Source organism: Acinetobacter sp. YH12152, assembly GCF_013418285.1.
Classification (GTDB): domain Bacteria; phylum Pseudomonadota; class Gammaproteobacteria; order Pseudomonadales; family Moraxellaceae; genus Acinetobacter; species Acinetobacter amyesii.
This window is the reverse complement of record NZ_VPCH01000001.1, coordinates 140,426-164,299: the sequence shown is the minus strand read 5'-3', so window position 1 is coordinate 164,299 and position 23,874 is coordinate 140,426. Positions and strand designations below refer to the sequence as shown.

At 40.2% G+C, this 23,874-nt stretch carries 21 protein-coding genes and 1 pseudogene; 3 read left to right on the top strand and 19 right to left on the bottom strand.

Annotated features, from left to right (window positions below; genetic code table 11):
- Positions 1-266 precede the first annotated feature (266 nt).
- The 4 genes and pseudogenes from FTU83_RS17350 to thyA form a co-directional block, all read right to left on the bottom strand.
- Positions 267-665 (bottom strand): hypothetical protein, encoded by a 399-nt coding sequence (locus FTU83_RS17350; protein WP_180054011.1) that lies wholly within the window; start codon positions 663-665, stop codon positions 267-269.
- Positions 665-3,043, bottom strand: coding sequence for a site-specific integrase (locus tag FTU83_RS00720; RefSeq protein WP_257219787.1), 2,379 nt, complete (start codon positions 3,041-3,043; stop codon positions 665-667). The genes FTU83_RS17350 and FTU83_RS00720 overlap by 1 nt, the downstream gene beginning before the upstream one ends.
- Entirely contained in the window at positions 3,040-4,275 is a 1,236-nt protein-coding gene (locus FTU83_RS00715) for a tyrosine-type recombinase/integrase (protein WP_180050511.1), read from the bottom strand. The genes FTU83_RS00720 and FTU83_RS00715 overlap by 4 nt, the downstream gene beginning before the upstream one ends.
- A 372-nt stretch (positions 4,276-4,647) precedes the next feature.
- Positions 4,648-5,250: pseudogene (gene thyA, locus FTU83_RS00710) on the bottom strand (thymidylate synthase); the annotation flags it as partial.
- Between the two features lie 559 nt (positions 5,251-5,809).
- Between thyA and FTU83_RS00705 the strand changes: the two are divergent.
- Positions 5,810-6,322 carry a peptidoglycan amidohydrolase family protein gene (locus tag FTU83_RS00705; protein WP_180105481.1) on the top strand — a complete coding sequence of 171 codons (513 nt, stop codon included), beginning with the start codon at positions 5,810-5,812 and terminating at the stop codon, positions 6,320-6,322.
- A 21-nt stretch (positions 6,323-6,343) separates the two neighbouring features.
- Here the strand turns inward: FTU83_RS00705 and FTU83_RS00700 are convergent, their stop codons facing one another.
- From FTU83_RS00700 to lgt, 3 genes are all read right to left on the bottom strand, one after another.
- Positions 6,344-6,712 carry a hypothetical protein gene (locus tag FTU83_RS00700; protein ID WP_180105480.1) on the bottom strand — a complete coding sequence of 123 codons (369 nt, stop codon included), beginning with the start codon at positions 6,710-6,712 and terminating at the stop codon, positions 6,344-6,346.
- Entirely contained in the window at positions 6,713-7,105 is a 393-nt protein-coding gene (locus tag FTU83_RS00695) for a hypothetical protein (protein WP_180105479.1), read from the bottom strand.
- A 156-nt stretch (positions 7,106-7,261) separates the two neighbouring features.
- The gene (lgt, locus tag FTU83_RS00690) at positions 7,262-8,074 is read right to left on the bottom strand and encodes a prolipoprotein diacylglyceryl transferase (RefSeq protein ID WP_078189677.1); all 813 of its coding nucleotides are present in this window, start codon (positions 8,072-8,074) and stop codon (positions 7,262-7,264) included.
- Positions 8,075-8,167: 93 nt separating this feature from the next.
- Between lgt and FTU83_RS00685 the strand changes: the two genes are divergently transcribed.
- Positions 8,168-8,947 carry an NRDE family protein gene (locus FTU83_RS00685; RefSeq protein ID WP_180105478.1) on the top strand — a complete coding sequence of 260 codons (780 nt, stop codon included), beginning with the start codon at positions 8,168-8,170 and terminating at the stop codon, positions 8,945-8,947.
- A 40-nt stretch (positions 8,948-8,987) separates the two neighbouring features.
- On the opposite strand, the gene FTU83_RS00680 is transcribed toward FTU83_RS00685, so the two are convergent.
- From FTU83_RS00680 to tatA, 4 genes are all read right to left on the bottom strand, one after another.
- The gene (locus FTU83_RS00680) at positions 8,988-11,204 is read right to left on the bottom strand and encodes a PhoX family phosphatase (protein WP_180105477.1); all 2,217 of its coding nucleotides are present in this window, start codon (positions 11,202-11,204) and stop codon (positions 8,988-8,990) included.
- A gap of 220 nt (positions 11,205-11,424) precedes the next feature.
- On the bottom strand, positions 11,425-12,195 hold the full coding sequence (tatC, locus tag FTU83_RS00675) for a twin-arginine translocase subunit TatC (RefSeq protein WP_180105476.1): 771 nt from the start codon (positions 12,193-12,195) through the stop codon (positions 11,425-11,427).
- On the bottom strand, positions 12,192-12,668 hold the full coding sequence (gene tatB / locus FTU83_RS00670; RefSeq protein WP_180105475.1) for a Sec-independent protein translocase protein TatB: 477 nt from the start codon (positions 12,666-12,668) through the stop codon (positions 12,192-12,194). Before tatB ends, tatC begins: the two co-directional genes overlap by 4 nt.
- 12 nt (positions 12,669-12,680) lie before the next feature.
- The gene (gene tatA, locus FTU83_RS00665; RefSeq protein ID WP_078189673.1) at positions 12,681-12,902 is read right to left on the bottom strand and encodes a Sec-independent protein translocase subunit TatA; all 222 of its coding nucleotides are present in this window, start codon (positions 12,900-12,902) and stop codon (positions 12,681-12,683) included.
- Positions 12,903-13,043: 141 nt separating this feature from the next.
- Here tatA and FTU83_RS00660 point away from each other — a divergent pair, with 141 nt between their 5' ends.
- On the top strand, positions 13,044-13,925 hold the full coding sequence (locus tag FTU83_RS00660; protein WP_180105490.1) for a permease: 882 nt from the start codon (positions 13,044-13,046) through the stop codon (positions 13,923-13,925).
- Positions 13,926-14,320: 395 nt separating this feature from the next.
- On the opposite strand, the gene rdgB is transcribed toward FTU83_RS00660, so the two are convergent.
- From rdgB to FTU83_RS00620, 8 genes are all read right to left on the bottom strand, one after another.
- Positions 14,321-14,944, bottom strand: coding sequence for an RdgB/HAM1 family non-canonical purine NTP pyrophosphatase (gene rdgB, locus FTU83_RS00655; RefSeq protein ID WP_078192870.1), 624 nt, complete (start codon positions 14,942-14,944; stop codon positions 14,321-14,323).
- Between the two features lie 103 nt (positions 14,945-15,047).
- Positions 15,048-15,638, bottom strand: a complete 591-nt coding sequence (locus FTU83_RS00650) for a tetratricopeptide repeat protein (protein WP_078189669.1) — start codon at positions 15,636-15,638, stop codon at positions 15,048-15,050.
- Positions 15,635-16,228 carry a methionine biosynthesis protein MetW gene (metW, locus tag FTU83_RS00645; protein WP_180105474.1) on the bottom strand — a complete coding sequence of 198 codons (594 nt, stop codon included), beginning with the start codon at positions 16,226-16,228 and terminating at the stop codon, positions 15,635-15,637. The genes FTU83_RS00650 and metW overlap by 4 nt, the downstream gene beginning before the upstream one ends.
- Positions 16,228-17,388, bottom strand: a complete 1,161-nt coding sequence (locus FTU83_RS00640; protein WP_078192713.1) for a homoserine O-acetyltransferase — start codon at positions 17,386-17,388, stop codon at positions 16,228-16,230. The genes metW and FTU83_RS00640 overlap by 1 nt, the downstream gene beginning before the upstream one ends.
- Positions 17,389-17,492: 104 nt before the next feature.
- On the bottom strand, positions 17,493-19,190 hold the full coding sequence (gene leuA, locus FTU83_RS00635; RefSeq protein WP_111884051.1) for a 2-isopropylmalate synthase: 1,698 nt from the start codon (positions 19,188-19,190) through the stop codon (positions 17,493-17,495).
- Between the two features lie 263 nt (positions 19,191-19,453).
- A complete protein-coding gene (locus FTU83_RS00630; RefSeq protein WP_180004554.1) occupies positions 19,454-20,560 on the bottom strand; it encodes an alpha-hydroxy acid oxidase in 1,107 nt (368 codons plus the stop codon).
- Positions 20,561-20,593: 33 nt separating this feature from the next.
- Positions 20,594-21,277: a Fe2+-dependent dioxygenase gene (locus FTU83_RS00625; protein ID WP_180004553.1), complete on the bottom strand. Its 684-nt coding sequence runs from the start codon at positions 21,275-21,277 to the stop codon at positions 20,594-20,596.
- A 111-nt stretch (positions 21,278-21,388) separates the two neighbouring features.
- Positions 21,389-23,641, bottom strand: a complete 2,253-nt coding sequence (locus tag FTU83_RS00620; RefSeq protein ID WP_180004552.1) for a TonB-dependent siderophore receptor — start codon at positions 23,639-23,641, stop codon at positions 21,389-21,391.
- Between the last annotated feature and the right edge of the window lie 233 nt (positions 23,642-23,874).

Below are 23,874 nucleotides of genomic sequence, written 5' to 3'. Positions count from 1 at the left end.
ATTTAAGTCGACATAGGCAATGGGTTTATTAAATACATATTTGATAGAGCTAGGGTTTCGTAAATATTCAAAAAATCTATCTAATTCAGTGTTTTTTATGCGTTCATAGTTTTTAGCCGCTTTATGGTAATATGCTGGAGAGAGGGCTGTTAGGGTTTTAAACTTTGTTTGAACATATTCAAAACCAAACTCTAAATTTAATTGTTTAAATATTTCATTAATAAATGTTAAACCATTTTCAAAAATGGGAATTAATGTGTTGGCTTTTAGGACACCTTTTGCATATTTTTTTTCCCTGATGTTTTCTTATTATATTGGGGCCAAAATATAGTGTTGTTGAGTAAAGCGAGCTCAAATATGACTTTTATTTCGGTTAAAATAAATCTAGGAATATCATTATATTTTGAAAAGTTTATGCGTAATTTTGCCCCTTGGACATTTCGTGCGGCATTTGGGTAATCAGAATTAAAATCCCAAGTAGAATCGGAAAATTTAGATATTTTCGAAATGGATCTTTCCATAAACTGATTTATGTATATATTAGATTCGATATATTTTTTTTGTAGGCATTGTTCTAGATTGTTTCCTACACTTGGACTATTTATCAGGTTGTGATGATGTTCTGCAAAATTTTTCAGTATATTTAGCTGAGTTTCTATATTCATTAAATTACTCCATCTATCAATACAGTGTTCTCAATGTATTCAGATGCAATTCTTGCGTTTTCAAGCTCCAATGGGGAAAAATTAGATAAGTTGGGGGCTGTAATCTGATTCATGAGTTCTAGATTTTCTCGAAGAATATGCCCGTAGGGAGTGTCAATAATTTGGGTGTTTTCTAAACGAGCTTTGTAATCACGCTGCATTGCAAAAATTTGAGGAAGGTGATGAACTGCAAGCACAACATTGTCACAACGTAAGCATTTATTATATTGTGAACACGGAGTTCCTTGGATATAAGAGGCCAATTTTTTTACAAATTCAGGTGGATCAAAAATATTTCTGCACGCCGCTAAAGGTGTTATAAAAGTTACTGCTGGTTCATCCTTATTTTTAACTTCTATCTTTTTGGGATTCTCTTGGGGTTTAGCTTCCAAAGTTGAGCAATGTATTTCTGTCAGTTTTTTATCTAGCTGTGCTCGACTTATATTATTAAAGTCTAAAGAGTCAATATAACTCAGAGTGGTTTGTATAGATGAGTGTCCTAATACTACTTGAATTTCTCTCATACTTACATCAGCTTTAATCAATTCGCTGACTAAAGTTGGTCTAAATCTACTTATTGTTAGAATTAGTGGGCGGTCTTGATCACCTTTTAACTGATATTTATTAACAAATCGAGTAATGCTGATTCCTAAAGCTTTGTAATTTCTTCCATTAAGTCCTAAGAAAGGAGCTACTCTTTGGTGTGATTTTTTGCTATTTGATTGATAGATAAATAACCTATTTTTGACTGTGTCACTTGTAATATTTTCCCGAATGTTACTTGTCAGTCTAATCACCTCATCAAAAATATTTTTTACAGACTCTTTTTGACTTGGAGTTAGCCAAGTGATTTTGGCTTTAATTAAATCAAGATGATAGTCTTTTTTTCCGTCTGATCTTTCTTTCCAATATCTAAGACAAGGTCTACCTGTAGCTGGATGCTTAAGTGTAAAGTCATCTATATCAAGAGCGAGTAAAGACTCAGTATTTATACCTGTGACTTGGGCTAATTTTAATAAGTAGGGTAATAGGACATCTATTCCAATCATAGATATGACTCCCCACTCTCTATATATATTGTCTAGTTTTTTTCCTGAATCCTGAATAATTTTAAGAAAAGATTTTTGAATTCGTGTTTTGGCTGTGTTGTAAAAAATAGGTTCACAATTAAGTAGGTTTTCAAATATCCAACGAGCATTATTAAGAGTTGATAATCCTTTAATTCGATATCCATATTGATCGAGAGGATTCTTACCAATACCAGTAATTCTATAGGGTTTTAGGATCGATCTAGACTCAGTAATACCTTTGTCGATTGCTTCTAATATTTGCAGGCGTTCATTTTGATTAAATGGTTTCTTTACATCTGTTTGTCTATATACATCGAAGCCAACTGCATTGAAAAAATTATATTCTATATCTTGTATTTGAGTGAGCCTTTTTAATGATTTCCGTACAGCACTTAAAAGAGTCTGTGCATGAGAGCTGGAAATATCTGCGTTTATTATTTTATCTTCTAGGTATTTTCTAAATTTAGATAGAAGATGTTCATCGAAAGTCTCTACAATTATTAAAGGTGTATTTCCATAAAGATTTGAAAGAAATTTGATAAATTCCTTGCATGCACCTTGATAGTTTTCTTTTGCTGATTCAGAAGACACTGTTTTAGATTGTGAGGCAAATAGTTGCTCTATTTGAATATATGGTTCTGCTTCAGAAGGTTTGTGAAAGTCAATAATATTAGTAAGTTTAAGAGTAGCTAATCTATTGAAATGACCTTTAAAGGTTTCCTTAGATGTACCCTGAAAAATTTGCCTTTCATGATTTCGTTCGGCAACAGTCTTATAATTAGCATCTACTATCCCTTTTTCTTTAAGGTCTTGATGAATGTAATTCCAAGCAGCCTTAACAGTGCTAAACTTTAAATGATATTTAGTTATAGGACATTGCTCTTTAGGCATTTTCCCAAGTGAAATCTTATTACCAAAAATAGGCAGTTGCTTTTTATTTTCTAGAGATAGCCCTCGATACCAATTAAGGAGTTTTCTCCTGGCGTTTATTTCAGCTAATGCATAACTACCATCGGGTATTAGCAAAATTTCTTCTTCAATCATTTTATTAATAATGGAATATGTAAGCTTGCTGTATTTAGATGCAGAGTTTTTTGAAATGCCTAAAGTACATACAAGATAGTTAACATCGACATTTATTTTTGAAGGCGTGTTAGCCTGACTAATTGGTATTTGCCACAAAGCATCTACATTTTGGATAACACTTGATACCCATTCTGCGATAGTAGATTCAACATCTCCGATTTTTTTTTGTTCATTAGTTTTCATTTTCTGTCTGTAATATTGATTTTTAACTGTGTGGTTTCATATATACGTTTCATTTTTTCAGCTTTTGTGACTAACTCACCTTCTTCGTTACACATTGTGCTGTAAATTTCATGGGGGATTTTTGTGTACATTTCAGTAGTATTTAGTTGGCTATGTCCCAAATTTTTTTGCAAAATTACAAGTCGGTCAAGATAATCCATTCCTAAATCTTCTGATTGTAATAGGGCATAAGCACTACCATGTCTTAGTTTATGCGGAGAGATTTGTTTTTTAAGCCGACCTTTCTTAATAGCGCGCTTACTTAAACGTTCTAACAATTTACTGATGCTCGATGCTGTATAAGCAGTACCCTGAGCAGTGAGGAAAGCTGGAGTTACAGCTTGAGTAGCATACTTCCTTGCATATTTTTTATAGAGTGGGGAAGCGTGATATTTCAGGATACGCTGGATTGTTGCAGAGCTTATTAAAGTCCAACGAGGGTTAATTTCATTTCTGCGTCCTTTGCTACCTAAAACTTCCAATGGAACATAACTTGGACAAATTGGTTTGTCTGAGGTGTATGAAATAAATTGTGTACTATTAAAATAAATAGCATTTTTAATATGTTCAACAGTAACTCGTGGAAGTTCGGAACGACGTAGACCTGAATCATATAAAAATTGGAGTACAACTCTTTCACGTTCAGAACCTGTTGATTCAAGTAATACAATAAGATCATCTGGATTACAGGGTGGCATAGGATTATTTTTTGGTGTTTTTGATAAATATCCGTCGCTATAAGGGTTATTTTTACGTATTTGTGTTTGATCCTCTCCTGGAGTGGTTAGATATTTCATGAAAAAAAATAAACATGCATCACGATTCCTGACGGTAGTTGATTTTAAATTTTGATTCCCCTCTAAAAATGTTATGTATTCTTCTATTACGTATGTTGGTACTGTAAGAAATGCCTCATCACTTACATCATCATCAAATTCAGGACGGGTTCGCATATAGTTCAAAAAGTAAGTTAGATTTTTGCCGTAAGTGGGTATGGACTCGGTCGCAAGTTTTTCATGCTTTGATTGGTAAGATAGATATTGAGAAATAATAGGTAAAAATCGACCATTATCATCAAAGACACCCACCCCATTCACGTGTACCTCTTTCGCTAAAAAATCTAATTTATCCTTCTTATTGAGAGGTGATTTAGACAGGTCTAGTTTGGTTTCTATGCAAATTTGGACGGTCATAAATAGTCATTCCTCCATTTGAAAATAAGAAGTTAAATTCAAATTTTTATTGAACTTTTATGGATAATAAATCTAACTTAATGCTGTTTTTTTTTCTTATCAAGGTATTTTTATTTAAATGATTTTAAAATAATTATATTTATAATTAATAACTTATTGAAATTAATTTGAATTTTAAAAGACATTTTTTTAATTTTTTAATAAATTTTTTGATGTAAATAATTAATAAATATTTATGGAACTATAGCAATAATCTCTGACTATTTAGGGATATAAAATTGAAAGGTTAAAAGTTATTGAAGGGATACTGGCATTTTATTTTAGTTTTATTTGGGATTTGGTAATTCTTGTATGAATCTTATTTTAAGCAACTAGTTCAGCATACTGTGCATTATTAATATGGGGGTATAAAAAAAAAACGTCAGCACTACGTTGATATAATTGGCAAGATAATTTTCCGTTTTGAACAAAAAATTGAAACAAGGTATGGCATGGTGGCAATGCAACATTACCTGCCTCATTTGGATTCCAACCAGACACGATTAGACGACGAGAGTTAGGATTGGTTTTGATTTCATTGACCAACCATTTGATTTGGTCAAAACCATCTTGTTCATATAGGCCATCGGCTTTTTTGGTCGCCCCGAAATTACGCCATTGATGACCATAAACAGGACCTAATTCACCGGCAGGACGACCAAAACGAGCAGTTTGTTCTGCTGTAGACCATTCATCCCAAATCGAGACTTTGTTGTCTTGCAAATATTGAACATTGGTATCGCCTTTAAGGAACCACAACAGTTCAATCACGATAGAGCGGAAATGAACTTTTTTGGTGGTGAGTAAAGGGAAACCTTGAGAAAGATCGAAGCGCATTTGATGACCAAATACAGAACGTGTTCCCGTACCCGTACGGTCGCCCTTGTCGCCGCCGTTGTCGAGAATGTGTTGTAAAAGGTCTAAATACTGGCGCATGTCTCTCTCATAATTTGCTAAATTTCTTGTGGCACATATTAGCTTGTTTTGCGTGAGGAAGGAACTGCGATGGGCGCTTGAATATGGTCGGGTTTAAAAAATCAAAAACATACGGTGTTTATTGGGTGATGACCAAATTTTGCAGGCAACAAGCGCTGAATTGTCTGAGTTGAAGACGTCTATTTATAACAATTACATCAAGTGTTAACGAGACAATATGTCTGTTAAATCAAGCATGAGCTTAGAAAACGAAGCTCTATTTTTTACATATTGAGAGATGCTTCTTTCGCAGTGTTGAAAAAAATACAGATAAGTTTGATTAAAAAATAAACGTGATTTTTCTCATTATGAAGAGGTGATATTGAACAACTATTTTTGATTAAGAGTTTGATATAAAAAATAAATCTATTTGAATTAAAAATAGACGATCGTATTTAAATGTGAAGATTTGTTTAAGAAATCTTACATTTTTTACATGAAAAAACATGATTTACGCGGTACTATCACCCTCGTTAAAATTTTTGAATGCCTAAATACAGGCGGGAGTGTGGGTTAAAGAATGGCTTATGATCACAATGTAAACTTGAGTGAAGTGCATGCTCCAGTTCAGGCAAATATCATAATTCGTTCTCAGGCGAGTAAAAATACGGGCAAGTCCAATAGCACTCAAAAAGCAGCAACTAAAAATGTGGTATCCCGCAATGGTCAGCGTATCGATATCGATCGTTTGACTGGATTTTTACAAGGCATTACCCGCCAAAGCAGTACTCAGAAATGTGCCCGCAGTGTTCGTCTAGCACTTGAGTCCGCAGGGGCACGTTTTAACGGTCACCCCGTTGCCGCAGCAGACTGGGGCAGCACATTACAAAAAATTGGTTATCAAAAAATTAATTTAGCGTTTGATCGACCAAAGAAAGGCGATATTTATATTATCGACCGCAATCAAAGTAGCCGTTATGGTCATATCGCAGCATATTCAGGTAAGGATTGGGTGTCTGATTATCGTCAAGCGGGTTATGCGGTCTATCGAACTCCAAATGTGAAATATAGCTATTATCGCTTAGCGGATTAACAGCCCATGGCTGCAAAAAGGTTAGTCTTCAAACCTTTTTGCACGCTGACTGTAGATCGAGACGATAAATAATCCAATTGCCGCAAAGCCCATACATTGCAGCGCTAAAATCCAGCGTTGCTCATTGGGTAGAAAATAAATTAAGCACACTAAACATAAAATGGGCAAACTAGCCAAACCGCATTTTAATGACGGAGACAGTGTTTTTAGTTTGTCTTGTCTGAGCTTATAAAGCAGATCAATCATCAAACCAATGGCTAAACTTATGCCCGCAAAGCGGGGATCTAGTTGTTTTTGTTCAGCGCATAGAAAAATAAGCACACAGGTACTGATACAAATGATGAGCTTGATTTGTCGGTTACAGCGCTCAGAGTACCAAAACGTCAGCATTTAAATTTTACCTTGGGGTGAAGTTTTCTCGTTTTTATTCAGCAGTGAAATCGGGGAGAGCAGGCAGATCGCCAAAGCCATAAAGCCAATGCCTTGAGCACCCGGAATCAGAATTTCACCCTTATTCATGTTGATAAAAACCAATGCTAACAGCAGTGCAATCGGTATCCACGTCAATAAACGATAGAGCAAACCTGTTGGATTTTTTGCTGCGAAATGAATCTTGCAATAACGACAAATCAGGAAAATGACGCCTGTACCCATGAACATTAGAATGGCTTGAAGTGTTAGGGGTTCCATCCAATACAGAACACCGGTCAGTACGACCATCGCAATAAAAAACAGGATTTTTTTAAGTACAGAAACGCTGGGGTTAAACCAAAATTCAAGCATGGATCGATAGTTTAAAAATAAGCTGAATAAACTTTAGCACAGATCAGTTGTCTAATTCAGTCACTTCATGTGCAGTAAATACGTATGAAGGGATAAATTTCAGCGCATAAAAAAGCGAGGCTTAGACCTCGCTTGCTTAAAGACAATTATAAAATATTAATGATTTTTTTGTGGACCCCAGTCATAGATTTTTTTCTGGTAGGCATACCACATCATCCATAGTCCAATCAGAATCATCGGAACTGTCAGGAACTGACCTTTACTCATCCATCCGATGAACAGTTGACCATTGTCCGGCTCACGGAAGAATTCAACGGTGAAGCGTGCGATTCCATATCCGATGAGGAACAAGGCTGAAACGGCATAACGTGGACGAGGTTTTGAACTAAACCACCACAGCACGATAAACAGAATTAAACCTTCACAGAGGGCTTGATAGAGTTGCGACGGATGGCGCACCAACTGAAGTGGATCGGTCGGGAAGATCATGCCGAAAGCAAAATTAGGATCGGTCACTGCACGACCATACAGTTCGCCACCAATAAAGTTACCAATACGACCAAACATCAAGCCTGTCGGAACGCAGGGTGCAATAAAGTCGAGGGTCTGGAACCAGGTCATTTTATATTTCTTGCACCACAGTAACATGGCAATCATGACCCCAAGGAAACCGCCATGGAAGCTCATGCCACCTGTCCAAACTTGGAATAGCCACAGTGGGTTGGCAAGGAATTGATCGAAACCATAAAAGAAGACGTAGCCAAAGCGTCCACCAATCACGACACCCAATGCACCGTAGAAAATCAGGTCAGAGACCATTTCTGCGTTCCAGCCGTCACGTTGTTTTGCACGGTAGGTTGCCAAACCCCATGCAAATAAAAAGGCCAATAAATACATCAGACCATACCAGTGAACTTGTAGTGGCCCCAGTGATATCGCCACAGGGTCGATATTTGGATATGTCAGCATCGCTGTTCCTTGTCATTATGTTTTGCACAGATTTTAGCTGAATGTGCTGAAAAATGTTGTACATTCAATGTGTAAAGATATTGAGAGTTGAATATGTGCATTGTGGCTTTTGCTTGGCAGGTCTTGGATGACATGCCACTCTGCCTGATTTCGAATCGTGATGAGTTTTATCATCGACCGACGGCAGGTCTAAAGCAATGGGTAGATAGTCCGATTATTGCAGGACAGGACTTACAGTCTGGTGGAACATGGATGGGGATTACCGCTCAAGGGCGTTGGGCGATTGTGACCAATTTTCGTGATGGTCGTGATCAGACCACATATCCCACTTCACGTGGCGCTTTGATTCAGCAATTTTTAGAATCTGAGCAAACGCCCATTCGGTTTGCGCAAGCACTGGAACAAATCCAATGTAATTATGCTGGCTTTAATTTATTCGTTGGCGATGCCACTCAAGCCGTTTATATGAGTAATCGCGGTGAAGCACCACAAGTCTTAGCCAAAGGGGTGTATGTCACATCCAATGGTTTAATGACTGAACATTGGGAAAAGACCCGACATTTACGCAAACGCTTCACGCAAGAATTTTTACCGATGCTACAAAGCCAGCAACCACAGGCGGACATAGACGCCGCTGCGTGGGATATTTTGGAAGATGAACGTAAAATCATTCCAGCATTGTTACCCAATACTGGGATTCAGGCGGAAATGGAACATTTGCTGTCTTCAACCTTTATTCAAAGTCCTGTGTATGGCACACGTTGTTCAAATTTATTGTGTATGCGGGATTCACAGTGGCATTGGCAGGAAAAACAGCAGCAGGGTGAGCAACAAGGACAGATCACCCAGATTGAATTGCATTTAAAGCCATAAAAAAAGCCGACGATTCGTCGGCTTATTTTTTAGAGGTGTTTTATGCGGTTTTTTGTGTTGGCTGAGCTTGTTCTACCGCTTCGCCAGCAATCACACCACCATCTTTACGGGTGATGACAACGGTTGCAGAACGTGGACGTGAAGTCGCTGCTGCATTGGTTTGTGATGCAGGCCAGTGGCTGGTCGGTTCAGAATAGGATGCTGAATCTTCACCGGGATGTTGCACATTGATAAAAATCGCTTTGTAGTCAGGTGTCATCGTCACACCTGTGATTTCACACTCTTTAGGCCCAGTCAGGAAGCGACGTAAGTTTTCATCATTCAGTTTTGCACCCACAATGGTTTCTTGACCCGATGATGTCGTGGCTTTTGTACCATCACCGACTTGACCCGGAAGCGCAGCAAGCATCATACAGTTGGTGGTATCGGTATAAGCACCGTCATCGGTTTGAATCCATAACACACCACGTGGGTCGAACCACATCCCATCGGGTGAAGACAAGTCATTGTTGTCATTGAGACCAGATAAGTTAATGTTGCTCGCCATTTTTGCTTCAGCACCAAACAGGTAAATATCCCAAGTAAAGCTGAGCGCAGTGGTTGTATCACCATCTTCACGGAAACGGATAATATGACCGTTGACGTTGCCTTTACCACCTTCAGGGTCGGTGTAGTTACGTGGGTTGGCAGCATCTAGTGCATGCGTCGTACCACGGTTCGAGTTATTGGTGAGAGTCACATAGACTTCACCATTGTCTGGATGCACAGCGACCCATTCTGGGCGGTCCATTTTGGTAGCACCGACAGCATCTGCGGCAAGACGTGCGAAGGTCAGAACATCTGCTTGTGAGCTAAACGGATAAACGCTGTTGCTTTGGTTTAAACCATTGACGTTATAGCTCAATTCAATCCATTGACCTTTGCCGTCATTGTTAAATTTGGCAACGTATAACTTACCGTTGTTCATGTATTTGTCACCTGCAGCATAGCCACCGTTGACATCTTTTTTATTCCATTTTTGGTCTGATACAAATTTATAGATGTATTCACCGCGTGAGTCATCACCCATGTAAAATGCAAGATTGTCATCTTCACGTAAGCGACTTGCACGGCAGTCTTCATGTGCAAAGCGACCCAGTGCTGTACGTTTTACGGGGTTTTCACGACGGTCAAATGGGTCGATTTCGACAATCCAACCAAAGGTGTTTGGACCATTACGATAATCTTCTGCTGCCTGAGTACCGGTAACATTCGCTGACCAACGGTCATATAAATCTTGTGACTCATTACTTCCAATCGCCGTTTCCCAACCATAGCGTGAGTTTGCACCCGCTTTTAGGCCATAACGGTTGAGTGCCACAATTTCAGCAGGACTACGTTTGGCATCATCTTCTTTCGCACGAGCGAAGTAACCAATGAAGTTTTCTTCTGTCGTCAGGTAAGTGCCCCAAGGGGTATAACCATTACCACAGTTGTTGTGTGTACCACGGGTTTGTTGACTATTGGCTGAAAACTTCGTGCTGACTAAGCTTGAGCCTGCAACAGGACCTTTAAAGTCCATTACGGTCGATGCTGTGATACGACGGTTAAATGGAGAGTTTTGTACCAGTTTGACGGCTTGAGTCTTGCTGTCTTTTTCAATTTGAATAACAGAAACACCGTGTGCATTGACTTCACGGATGACTTCATCTTCAGGGCGACGGCCTTCCACTTTGGTTGGGCCTTGTGGGTGTAAGAAGGTTGGATTGATGTATTCATGGTTCATCACCAACAAACCTTGGTCTGACTGCTTGGCATCATAGCGTCCAGAGGTGGTATTTAAACCAAAGAAGCTCATACCGTCATGGCAGTCACCAGAGCGGAATTGGAAGCTCGGGCCAGAAGGAACATTGTTATCATCCCATGCTGGGTATGCAGGGTTAATCGAGTCACCCATCGCATATAGCACATGCGCTTGATAGCCTTCAGGAACAGTCACAATATCGTCTAAATTCTTTTTCACTGGTGTGAAATTGAACTTGGTCGGTTTTTGATTTGGATCAGTGACAGGTGGTTTGGTATTGCTATTTGAATCTGAGTCATTGTCATCATTACACCCCGTTAATGAAGATGCCAATGCAAGTGCGACTGCACCACTCGCAGTCTTGGTAATCAAGCTACGACGGCTGATGCGCTGTTCTAAAATGTCACGAAAATGAAGGTTATCCGAAGTGTTGTTATCAAGTTCTTGATCTTCGTTATATGGCATGTTTGTCATGAATTTAAATCCTGGCAAAGGTGTGCTGGGTAAAAGTTGATCACATAAAACTATCGATAAAATATGACAATGCTTTGAAGCTAATGTTGCAAACTGATGAAATAGGCGTTTAGATTTCGCTGCAGGAAAAATGCAAAACATTAAATGGACGCATAAAAAAAGAGGCTATCTCAGCCTCTTAGGTGTAAAATTCACCAAAATTGTCGAAACATCAGTCTATTTAAGTTGTAGATGCACGTCGTTTTTCAATCAGCTTGCCAAAGAACAAACCCAGCTCAAACAGCATCCACATGGGGATGGCCAACATGATCATCGAAAGCGCATCGGGTGGCGTTGCAAACATGGCGACAAAAAAACAGCCGACGATAATAAAACGACGCTTCTCTACCAAAGTTTGAGTAGATACCACCCCGATCAAAATCAAAATTAACGTGATGATTGGAATTTCAAAGGTCAGTCCAAACACCAAAAAAAGCTTTAAGCAGAAACTTAAATAACTATTGATGTCCGTCATTGGGGCGACCGTTTCAGGGGAAACACTCATAAAAAAATGTAGGATGGATGGCAGGGCAACCCAATAGGCAAAGGCAATACCGGCATAGAAGAGGACGATGCTGCCGAATAATAAGGGCATCGCCAAATGCCGCTCTTTTTCATACAGTGCAGGTTTGATGAAGGCCCAAAGTTGATAAATCACGAAGGGCATAGCGAGCATTAGCGCGACAAAGAAATTCAACTTAAACGGCGCCATAAAGGTGGCGGTCACATCCGTTGCGATCATGGATGAGTTCATCGGCAACTGCGCACGCAGAGGCTCTGACATCAATTGATAGCTTTGATTGGCAAAGGGCAATAAACATAAGAACAGAATCAAAATGAGCCCTGTAATTTTGATCAAATGCCGACGCAAAATCACCAAATGTTTGGTGATCGGCATTTCTTCCAAATCAGGCACAGTGTTCTGTGAATTATTCAGTGAAAGATCTGTCATACGGCCACCTGATATTCTGCTAATGCATCGGTCGAACTTAATACAGGAGCTTGATCTGTTTTAATTTCGTGCTTTATTTTCATTTGGGGTGCAACCACGGCAAATATCGTGCTCTGACCACGTTCGATGTACTGATAACGTGGGGATAAATTTTTATTGTCAGGTAGGACTGCTTCTTGTTGTTTTTGCGCAGTCTGTTCTATGGGGTGTTGCGTTTGTTGCAATTCATTCATCTGCGCTTGCATACGCGCTTCGAGCTGTTGAATACGTTGCATTTCTTTTTGCATTTCTTCACGAAGTTCAGACATGCGAAGTTCACGATCAATGTCTGTTTGCACGTTACTGATCAGTCGTTTAACTTTCCCGTACCATTTACCTGCAAAGCGGATACCTTCAGGCAGTTTTTCCGGGCCGAGTACGATCAGCGCAATAATGCTGAACACCAGTAATTCGCTAATACCAATATTAAGCATTATGACAACCCCTTAGCTTTGAACTGAGGAATTGGTTTTATTTTGAGCTTCATGCTCTAGCGTGCGAGGCTCATTAAGCTGTGTATTTGCTGCGTCTTCATCACGCATCGATTTTTTGAAATCTTTGACTGCGCCGCCGACATCTTTACCCAAGTTTTTTAGCTTAGAGGTACCAAAGAGTAAAATCACCACAATTGCAAAAATCAGTACATGCCAAATCGATAGTCCAGCCATCTTGTTATCCTCTTGTTGGTCTGCACAACATTTCAGCAGTTGTAGATGACAGTGAAGTGACCAAGATGTTGCAGTTTAAAGACAGCCGCGAAGCTTATGTTCAGTGTTACTATGCATGGATTGAGCAGTGAGGGTGGTGTAGTGGTGTTTCTTCTTCCGATATTGGGTTTTTTAAGTGGCCTCGGATTGGCATCATTATCAGGAACCGCATCGCTCAAATCGATTTTCTCTAGCTTACTTGCACGCTGTTTTATTCCAGCCGTAATCATCTACAACATGGTGTTCTATCAAGCAGGCAGTTTAGCGCTCATGCTCTTTAGCTTTAGTGTAGCCGTGCTGATGTTTTATTTATTTCGCTGGCTGTTAAAAGATAGTTTACGTGCCTTGTGTGTCAGTTATTTGAACTTGGCTTGGCTGGGTTTTCCTTTTGCCTTAGCACTGTTTGGCCCTGAAATTAGTGCAGCGATGGTGGCTTTGTATGTCGGTGGTTCTATCTTTGGCAATATGTGGGCTGTTACAGCCGTCAGTTCAGCCCAACTACCATGGTCGAGCGTGATTCAAAAAGTGGCGATGTCACCGCCTGTATTTGCCTTGATGATTGCAGGTGTCTGTCGAATAGTTGGACTGCAGCATTTAGAAGAACATCAGATCTTAGATTGGCTCTATCAAGCTGCAAAAATTGGAATGAGTTTCACAGGGATGTGTGTCTTAGGCATGTGGCTGCGCCAAACAAAGGTACAGTGGCGTGATCTGATGAACAGTAGTCGTATTTATGCGATGAAACTCACCGTTGGCGCGGTGATCTGTGGTTTGAGTTATGCCTTTCTTCCGATTCCCCAGATCGAGAAATATATTGGGGTGATGTTCATGCTGTTCTGCTTACCCCCTGCAGCCAATATTGTGGCTTTAGAAACGCATTATCAAGGAACAGGCACTTCGGCACGTTATATTGCTTCAGGCACGATTATGAGCTGTATCGTCGTCAGTATATATGGGTTAATTTTGCATCTTTTTTCGCTTTAAGATGAAAAGTTAATTATCGATGCCCACAAAGGGTGACTACTTGAGCTGTTTGCGAATCTGCCAATCACGCACGAGGGCGTATATCATTGCGATACCTATCAGGCCTGGAAATCCAACCTGACCTTGCGACAGATTAAGCATGATCGACAGTACGATCAACACTGCAAAAATAACGTAAGTGGTACGAAAGCCTGAGGTGAGCGGGTAGGTTAGTTGCGCATGGCAATGAGGGCAGCTTAGTTTTTGAAAACTAAGAAATGAGCGTGTTGGGATTTCAGTTGAAGTGTGATGGCAAGTGTTGCATATGATCTGTATCGGTTGAAGTGCCATAATTATTCTATTTTTATTCAGGGATTGGAGTTAAACTTTGGCATTAAGATTAACTCCAATTCAAATTATTTCAAACTTGCTTTAAATAATTTCATTGCTTGACCACGATGGCTGATTTTATTTTTTTCTTCTTTTGATAATTCAGCACTAGAAACATTCAGTTCTGGCAGCCAAAACAGTGGGTCATAGCCAAAGCCATTTTCACCACGTGCTGCTTCCATCACTTCACCGCGCCAAATCCCTTGGAAAATTTGTGGGAGTGGGTCTTCTGCATGTTGGACCAAAGCCAAGACACATACAAACATCCCTTCGATGGCTTCACCCTCTTTACGGAGTGGTTTGAGGTCAGCAAGCAACTTGGCATTGTTAGCGGCATCATTTCCATGTTCACCTGCATAGCGCGCAGAGTAAATTCCTGGTGCGCCACCGAGTACAGGAACGCAAATGCCAGAATCATCTGCAATGGCTGGCTTGCCTGAAATTTTCGATGCGTGACGCGCTTTAATAATGGCATTTTCAACAAAGCTTAGACCGTCTTCAATGGCATCTTCAATGTTTAATTGACCTTGAGGAATCACTTCAACAGGCAAATTCAGTTCCGCAAACATTTTTTCAAATTCTGCAATTTTGCCTTTGTTATTACTTGCAAGCACCAAAGTGCCTTGAGATAACCAATCAGTTGAAGCCATGTGAATATTCACCATAAAACAAGATTTGAGGCTATTTTAACAAGATGCAGTGGTTGACAGGCAATAAAAAAGCACCCGAAGGTGCTTTTTAAGATTCAAAAACTTATTGTGCTTGAATCCATTTGTCTGCACGGTCACGTGCTTGACGAATTTGGTCTTGGCTTAAGTTGGCTGCCAATGCCGTTTTCTTACCTTCAGACAAGCTAATCACTTTGTTGTCGAGCATGCCATCACGGGTAGAAAGCTCATACCATTGGTATGCACCCATGTAGTTTTTCTTTTGCTCTTCCATCATGGCTAAGTTAAAGCTTGCGCGGTTATCACCACGGCTGGCTGCTTTTTCGAAATATTGACGAGCAAGCGCTTCATCTTTTTTAGTCCCAATGCCATCTGCAAGCATACGACCTACATTAAGCTGTGCTGCAGATAAACCTTGATCAGCAGCAGCCTTATACCATGCAAAAGCTTGACGTTCATCTTTTGCAACGTCTTTACCTTGTTGATATTTAGTGCCTAAGTAAAACTGAGCACCGGGCTGACCTGCTTTAGCAGCTTTACTTAAGCTGTGAATATCCATAATTGAATATTGTGCAGCTTGGCTAGAAACTGAAGATGATGGAGCAACATAATCCGCATGGGCTTGTATGCTAAAAAGTCCAATCAGTAGCGTCGTGCTTAATAATAATTTTTTCATAGAGCGCTCACTCGATAAATTGCGACTTCACCAAATAGATTTGGGAGACGTTTACTGAGTAAACTGTCTTGTTGATCCCCATTCACGGCAAGTCGGTTAATAATCCGGATGTTATTTTCAGCACACAGCGCTTCAAAATCACGGAAAGTACATAAATGAATATTGGGCGTGTTATACCACATATAGGGTAACGCGTCTGAAACGGGCATCCTTCCTTTTAATGCAAGGAAAGAACGAGTCTTCCAATGTGCAAAGTTTGGAAAGGTAATAATAGCCTGTTTCCCCACACGCACCATGTCTCTTAAGAGAACGTCTGGTGCATCTACAGCTTGCAAGGCTTGTGCCATAACCACATAGTCAAAAGACTGGTCGGCAAAGCGACTTAAACCTAAGTTTAAGTCCTGTTGGATGATATTTAACCCGCGACTGACTGCAATTGCAATCTTTTCTTGATCAATTTCTAAGCCATATGCACGAATATTGTGCTTTTTGCTCATATGTGCAAGCAGTTCACCGTCACCACACCCTAAATCGAGTACGCTTGAATCTGGTTTAATCCAACGTTCAGCCAGTTGATGATCAATACGCATTAGTTGGTCTCCTTCGGTGTTTCTTGCAGGTGTTTTACACCGCCTAGGAATGCACGTAAGCTTTTCACATATAACGGAATCGGGAACAAGAAAGAGTCATGGCCTTGTTCAGCATCAATATCCACATAGCTCACAGGCTTATGATTGCTAATTAATGCATCTACAATTTCTTGCGAACGAGCAGGGGCAAAACGCCAGTCCGTTGTAAACGAAACAACTAAAAATTGACACTTGGTTTTAGACATCGCGGTTTTTAATGATTGCTCATATTCACGTGATGGATCGAAATAATCTAAAGCCTTGGTCATGATCAAATAGGTATTGGCATCAAAGTTACGGCTAAATTGCTCACCTTGATAACGCAAATAACTTTCGACTTGGAATTCGACGTCAAAGCCATACATAAATTTACCTGACTTTAAGTCACGGCCAAATTTTTGTTTCATGGCTTCTTCAGAGAGGTAAGTGATATGACCGACCATACGGGCCAAGATCAAACCTCGCTTAGGATAACTATCATTTTCTAAATAGCGACCATCATGGAAATCAGGGTCAGACAAAATCGACTGACGCGCCACTTCGTTAAAGGCAATGTTTTGCGCAGACAGTTTTGGTGTACTGGCAATAATCACGCACTTTTGTAAACGATCTGGATAGTCCACAGACCATTGTAGAGCTTGCATGCCGCCTAAAGAGCCGCCAATCACCGCATACCACTGCTGAATCTCTAAACGATCAGACAACATGGCTTGGGTTTTGACCCAGTCACGTACAGTCACTAATGGGAAATCAGGACCATATGGGCGATTGTCATTTTCAGGATTTGGAGAGGTCGGTCCAGTAGAACCGCTACAGCCGCCAATATTATTTAGTGCTACGACAAAGAATTTTGACGTATCAATGGCTTTGCCTGGTCCAATACATGCGTCCCACCAACCCGGCTTACGGTCATCTTCATGATGATAACCTGCTGCATGGTGATGGCCTGACAGTGCATGACAAATCAAAATTGCATTGGATTTGTCTGCATTCAGTTCGCCATAAGTTTCAACCATGAGCTCAAAACGTGGGAGTATGCGATCGCATTCGAGCTCTAACGGCTCTTCAAAAATAAACTTTTGTGGGGTAACTAAGCCCACTGAGTCAGCTGGAAAAGACACAGGAATAATTCGCCTTAAATCTTTAGTATGAATAATAAAAGGATACCACTTGAGGGTATCCTTCTAAAGTCATTTTATTGCTATTTGATATTTATAGCATTGAATTAGACTGCAGCAGCAATCACTTGTTCAGTACTCAAAACACCTTGTTCAATTAAACGGTTAGTGCTGGCAATAATCGCCTCGATAGATGCGGTCACGATGTTGTCATGCACACCTGCGCCGAATGCAGACTTACCTGTACCTTTCACTTGAAGCTCAATCAACGCCAAGGCTTTAGCATGTGCGCCTGAACTGATGCTACGTTCTTCATAGTTCAAGACATCAATCGGTAACTGCAAGGCATTTAAGATAGCAGAGATTGGGCCGTTGCCTTCACCACGTAATTGCTGGATCTCACCGTTCACTTCGACATCAAGCTCAATGACTTGTTTGCCATTTTCATCATGTAAGCGGTAGTTTTTCGCCGCATAATGCGTGTCTTTGGCAGCCACATACGTGTCTTTAAATAAAGACCAGATTGCTTGCGCAGAAATCTCAGTACCGTCTTCATCTGTTTTTTGCTGTACGATTTGCGAGAACTCAATTTGAATACGACGAGGCAAAACCACGTTGTAATTTGATTCTAACAAGTACGCAATACCGCCTTTACCAGACTGTGAGTTGACACGAATCACGGCATCATAGTCGCGGCCCAAGTCTTTCGGGTCGATTGGCAAATAAGGCATATCCCACATTTCTTCGTTCTTTTGGAACTCGAAACCTTTTTTAATGGCATCTTGGTGTGAACCAGAGAACGCGGTGAAGACCAAATCACCAGCATACGGATGACGAGGGTGTACCGGCAAGCCTGTGCATTCTTCAATGATTGAAATGATTTCGTTAATGTTTGAGAAATCTAAGTTTGGCGCAACACCTTGGGTATACATGTTCAATGCAATCGCTGCAACGTCCACGTTACCTGTACGTTCACCATTACCAAACACACAACCTTCGACACGGTCAGCACCAGCCATAATCGCCAACTCAGAAGCGGCGATACCACAGCCACGGTCGTTATGACAGTGTACAGAAATAATCACACCGTCACGGCGTTGAATGTTGCGGTGCATCCATTCCACTTGGTCGGCATAGACGTTCGGACCTGAAACTTCAACCGTTGCAGGCAAGTTTAAAATCACTTTGTTCTCTGGAGATGCTTCCCAAATTTCAGTGACCGCATCACAAACATCTTTAGCAACTTCTAATTCTGTTGCAGTAAAACACTCTGGACTGTATTGGAATACAAATTCAGTTTCAGGCTGTTTTGCAGCGTATTCTTTGACTTTCGTTGCGGCATTAATCGCTAATTGTTTTGCACCAGCAACGTCAACATTCAACACTTTATTGCGGAATGTTGGCGAGTTTGAGTTGTAGATATGCACGATGGCACGTTTTGCACCTTGTAATGATTCAAATGTACGTTGAATCAAATGATCACGTGCTTGAACCAAAACTTCGATGTACACATCATCAGGAATATGACCGCCTTCGATCAACAAACGCGTGAAATCAAAGTCGATTTGTGATGCAGAAGGGAAGCCGATTTCAATGTGTTTGAAACCAATTTTCACAAGCATTTGGAACATTTTAAACTTTTGTTCAATGTTCATTGGCTCGAAGATCGCTTGGTTACCGTCACGAAGGTCGGTACTCATCCAGATCGGCGCTTTATTGATTTCGTTATTTGGCCATTGACGGTCTGGTAAGTCTACACGTTGGTACATGCGACGGTATTTTTTGCTTGGATCTGCCAACATCATGTGAAAACTCCTTATAGCACCGTGGATAAATGTCGTGGATAAACGGCAAGGTACTACTTATATAGATTGTGTCTATTCTAGCAATTTACAAGTTTAATTTCGGAGTCTTTAGTCGAAAGTCGAAATAAATCCGTAAAGATTCACATGACTTAGCTTTACCGTAAGCTCGTAAATGTATAACTAAATATTAGTCCATATATTCCGGAAATAATTTCCTATTTTTGCGTCAAGATGCCATTACTAGAAAATATTTTTCTATAAAATTAGCTTTTTTGAAAAATATAATCTTTATTGATCTCATCGACGGTGGCTGTTCCCATTAATGCCATCGTAATCTCAAATTCTTCTTTCAGTATTTTGAGTACATGTGCAACGCCTAAAGCGCCCGCAGTCGCTAAACCATAAATGCAGGGACGTCCGACTAATACGGCAGACGCACCCAAGGCTATCGCTTTAAACACATCTGAACCACGACGAATACCACCATCATATAAAACTGGGAAATCCTGAGGCACAACATTTTTAATCAGTTCTAAGGCGGTGAGAGGGGGAATGCAACCATCCAGTACGCGCCCACCATGATTCGACACAATAATGCCTTGTACACCGTGTTGCAGGGCAAGTTCAGCATCATGTGGACTAACAATGCCCTTTAAAATAATTGGTAATGAGGTTTTTTGACTCAGCCAAAGGATATCCGCCCATGTCGGTGCGATTTTCATCAGACCGTTAAATACGGGATGGTCGCCATCATTGAGCTCAGGCAATGGGATATGTGCAGGGGTATGTGGATGCTGCATGCCTTCAGGCAAATGAAAAAACACTCGACGTTCACGGTCACGAATCCCTGTATGCGGGGAATCAATGGTGACTACAATCGCTGTGTAAGCATGTTCTTCTGCCATCTTGACCAGTGATAATGACTTTTCGCGCTCACCTTGCCAATACAATTGGAACCATTTGTAAGGATTGTCCTGCTTTAACTCACGCATATCTGTATTGGTAAACGTGCTGAGGATCATATTGCTGCCAAGGACTTCGGCGGCGAGGGCTGTTGCAGCTTCAGCATCAGGATGAAATTGTTGTTGATGACCTATCGGGGCTACAAAAATAGGATGTGGGAAACGTTGCCCTAAGATTTCGATTTGGGTATGACCTTGGGTTAGATCTTTCAGCATACGTGGTAGCAGTTGTATCTGTTCAAACTGAGACAAATTGCCACGGACACTGTGTTCATCCATCGAGCCGCCTTGCAAGTACTGCCACACCATGTTGGAAAGGTGTTTTTCAGCCTCGACTTCATAATCTGCAATCGTTTGCAAATGAGCTGGAATCTGAGTGAGTGGCGCTAAAATGTTGTGATCAGTCATTGTCAGTTTGTCCATGTCTATTGACCTTAAGCTTTAAATTTCGGCCCATTTGCGGATAAGGTTGTGATACAGACTAGTCAACTTGACGACTTCACTATGTGCATCACCCAATTGCATACGCAAATTTTGAATGCTTTGATCGAGATTAAATAACATGTGACGCTCAGCATCTTCACGGATCATACTTTGCAACCAAAAAAATGACGCAATACGACAGCCTGCATACACAGGAGTAACTTCATGAACACTGGTAGATGGATACAAAATCAAATCTCCGGCAGGCAATTTCACTTCGTGGTAGCCATAGGTATCTTCTACCACAAGTTCACCACCCTCATATTCTTCGGGTTCACTTAGAAAAATCGTGCAGGACAAATCGGTACGAATTTTTTGATTGCTGTCAGGCATCCAGCGAATGGCATTGTCGACATGGAAACCAAACGTTTCACCATTTTCATAGCGGTTAAAATAGGGCGGCAAAATATTGAGGGGGAGAGCCGCTGATGTAAAAAGCGCGTGTTGTGACAATTCATGCAGAATAATGTCACCTAAATGCTGTGTTAATGGATGGTCTATATCTAGCTGTTGGTTGTTTTTTACATTTTTAGACAGTGAGCCCGTAGTTTTTTGACCATTAATCCATTCTACTTTTTGCATTTCTGTGCGGAAGTAGTTGACCTGTTCTTTACTCAATACATTTGGGATATGGTGAATCACGGCCTAACCCTTTGGAACTGTAATATTAATGTTTTGATCATATACAAAAATAGCCTCGAAGCGAGGCTATTTGAGTCAATACTATAAATTATTTATGGTATTTATTTTTTCTTAGTATTTGAAGTTTACAGACAGAACTGCGCTGCGACCTTCTGCTTCAGTGGCATAGTGAGATGCGTAGGCTTTAGTGAAATAACGTTTGTCAGAAAGGTTATTTACATTCAACTGTAAATCCACATTTTTGTTAACAGTATAACGCGCCATAGCATCGTAGCGTACATAAGATGGAGCCCATTTGATGTTTGCAACATCACCATAAACTTTGTCTGAATATACTGCACCACCACCCAAAGTTAATTGCGGCAATATCTTATAGGTAGTCCATAATGTTGCTGCTTGTTTAGGTACATTAGGCATTTGGTTGCCATTATAAATGGAATTATCTGTACAAGTTGCTGTTGAACCTGAACCACGGCATGATTTACCATTTTTTGTTAATTCACTATTAAGATAAGTATAACCTGCCGAAATATCCCATTTATCGGTAATTTGACCATTTAATCCTAATTCAACACCATCAACTTTACTTTCACCTACATTCGCATAAGTTGTTGGGTCAAGTTGTACACGAGTATTTTGTTTTTCAGTACGGAAGATCGCTGCTGTTAAATTCAAACGATCATTTAACAAGTCCCATTTAGTACCCAACTCGTAAGTTTGTGCTTCTTCAGGATCGATCATTTGGTTATTAGCATTTATGGTTTCGCTGTTATCTCCCCAACCAGCATTTAAGCCAACAGGACTGGCAGAGGTAGCATAACTTGCATAAATTGAACCATTTTCAACAGGTTTAAAGGTTATACCTGATTGATATGTAAAGAAGTCTGAATCATTGTTAGCTGTATATGCAGCAGCTGAAGATGTAGCACGAAAGTTTTGTGCAGCTTCAAACTTGTCCCAGCGCACACCAAGATCAAGTAACCATTGTGGTGTGATTTCAATACTATCTAATAAATATACAGAAGTGCTTTCAACCGTGGCATCAAAGTCTTGGCGGGCTTCTAGACGATCTAAAAATGGTTTTTGAGTTGGATTGTTTAGAGAAGTACACCAATTGCTTGAGAGGTCTTTACAGTCGCTGTAAAACCCCGTTGAGGAAACTTTGCCATCTTTACTGTTAATGATGTTATAACCACCTTTGTCAGTTTCTTGCTTGCTATATTCAGCACCGACATTAAAACTGTGATTAATGGCACCTGTAGCGAATTTACCTGTCAATGCTAATTGATTTGTAAAGGTATCGCTATCTGTGATGGCAGAGTTTTGACGATGCCATACTTTGCCATTGGCTACATTGCCTTTGGAGTCATCAGGGTTTGTCCAAACATAATCATTTTTAGATTTGCTGTACATTGCAGTGTTTGTGAGGGTTAAGTTGTCAGTTAAATCATGTTCTAACTTGATTGTTCCTGCTTGGTTTTCTTGTTTTTGGAAGTCACGATCTTTCCAACCATAATAAACGCCTTGTTTTACTTCCGCAGGTTTACCCTGTGGTTTACTTAAACCAGCATCCCAATATGGAACACCTGAATCTGGAGTGTCATCCGATTTTAAATAGTAATAACTTAAAGTTGCACGAGTAGGGGTGTCTAAGCCAAAAGTAATACTAGGGGCAATACCTGCACGTTTGTATTCAGCACCGTCAGCTTGACCTGCTTTCTCATTCATGTGTCCCATAACGGCAACACGTGCAGCAATCCCATTGCCAAAATCTTTATTGCCATCTAGTGTTACACGTGCATAAGCATCTGTACCGCCAGCAACAGTACCTTCTAAGTGGTCGCCTTTTTTAGCCACTTTAGAAATCATGTTGATGCTACCGCCAACAGTACCTGCACCACCCATAGCAGAAGCAGAACCTTTGGTGACTTCAACTTGTTCTATGGCAAACATTTCACGGTTTTGTGAGGTTGAATTACGAATACCATCTAAATACATTGAGCTTTCAGAGTTATAACCACGAATAAATGGACGGTCGCCATTTGGATTGCCACCTTCACCAGCACCGAGGGTAATTCCAGGTACTGTACGTAAAGCATCACTTAAAGTTGTGACTTGCGTGTCTTCAATCAGTTGCTTAGAAATCACTGATACTGATTTTGGTGTATCAAGAAGGGGAGCAACAAATTTAGCATTCGCAGATTTATCAACTTTTAAGCTTGGTGCTTTTTCAGCAGCAACTTCTTGGTTAATCGTTGGAAGTTGAGTAACTTGCTCTTGTGCGATTGCATTAACGGCAATAACAGAAAGAGAAGAAGCAATTGCTGAAGAAACAATTTTCTTACGTGTTTTAATGAAGGCCATTTCGAACCCGATTTGGAATAGTGAATTTGTATGCGAATAATAATGATTCTTATTTTTTCTTACATCTTTATGTAATTGTAAATGGCGATAAATAATCGTATCGTGATAGCCCTATTTAATGTAATGATATAACAAGTATTAATTAAGACCATGTTTTTATTGGTTATTGATAAAATGTATTGTTTTTTTATGTTTAATTGAGATTATAAATATAGACATGATTGTGAATTAAA

Bases quoted from the DNA above. Each gene is read 5' to 3' on its own strand.
- metW (WP_180105474.1), bottom strand. From the start codon at position 16,228: ATGCGTATTGATCATCAACTGGCTGAACGTTGGATTAAACCAGATTCA.
- FTU83_RS00720 (WP_257219787.1), bottom strand. From the start codon at position 3,043: ATGAAAACTAATGAACAAAAAAAAATCGGAGATGTTGAATCTACTATC.
- tatA (WP_078189673.1), bottom strand. From the start codon at position 12,902: ATGGCTGGACTATCGATTTGGCATGTACTGATTTTTGCAATTGTGGTG.
- FTU83_RS00695 (WP_180105479.1), bottom strand. From the start codon at position 7,105: ATGCTTGAATTTTGGTTTAACCCCAGCGTTTCTGTACTTAAAAAAATC.
- tatC (WP_180105476.1), bottom strand. From the start codon at position 12,195: ATGACAGATCTTTCACTGAATAATTCACAGAACACTGTGCCTGATTTG.
- FTU83_RS00680 (WP_180105477.1), bottom strand. From the start codon at position 11,204: ATGACAAACATGCCATATAACGAAGATCAAGAACTTGATAACAACACT.
- FTU83_RS00705 (WP_180105481.1), top strand. From the start codon at position 5,810: ATGGCTTATGATCACAATGTAAACTTGAGTGAAGTGCATGCTCCAGTT.
- FTU83_RS17350 (WP_180054011.1), bottom strand. From the start codon at position 665: ATGAATATAGAAACTCAGCTAAATATACTGAAAAATTTTGCAGAACAT.
- FTU83_RS00700 (WP_180105480.1), bottom strand. From the start codon at position 6,712: ATGCTGACGTTTTGGTACTCTGAGCGCTGTAACCGACAAATCAAGCTC.
- FTU83_RS00650 (WP_078189669.1), bottom strand. From the start codon at position 15,638: ATGAAAAAATTATTATTAAGCACGACGCTACTGATTGGACTTTTTAGC.
- rdgB (WP_078192870.1), bottom strand. From the start codon at position 14,944: ATGGCTTCAACTGATTGGTTATCTCAAGGCACTTTGGTGCTTGCAAGT.
- tatB (WP_180105475.1), bottom strand. From the start codon at position 12,668: ATGCTTAATATTGGTATTAGCGAATTACTGGTGTTCAGCATTATTGCG.
- FTU83_RS00620 (WP_180004552.1), bottom strand. From the start codon at position 23,641: ATGGCCTTCATTAAAACACGTAAGAAAATTGTTTCTTCAGCAATTGCT.
- lgt (WP_078189677.1), bottom strand. From the start codon at position 8,074: ATGCTGACATATCCAAATATCGACCCTGTGGCGATATCACTGGGGCCA.
- leuA (WP_111884051.1), bottom strand. From the start codon at position 19,190: ATGATGTTGGCAGATCCAAGCAAAAAATACCGTCGCATGTACCAACGT.
- FTU83_RS00685 (WP_180105478.1), top strand. From the start codon at position 8,168: ATGTGCATTGTGGCTTTTGCTTGGCAGGTCTTGGATGACATGCCACTC.
- FTU83_RS00630 (WP_180004554.1), bottom strand. From the start codon at position 20,560: ATGACTGATCACAACATTTTAGCGCCACTCACTCAGATTCCAGCTCAT.
- FTU83_RS00715 (WP_180050511.1), bottom strand. From the start codon at position 4,275: ATGACCGTCCAAATTTGCATAGAAACCAAACTAGACCTGTCTAAATCA.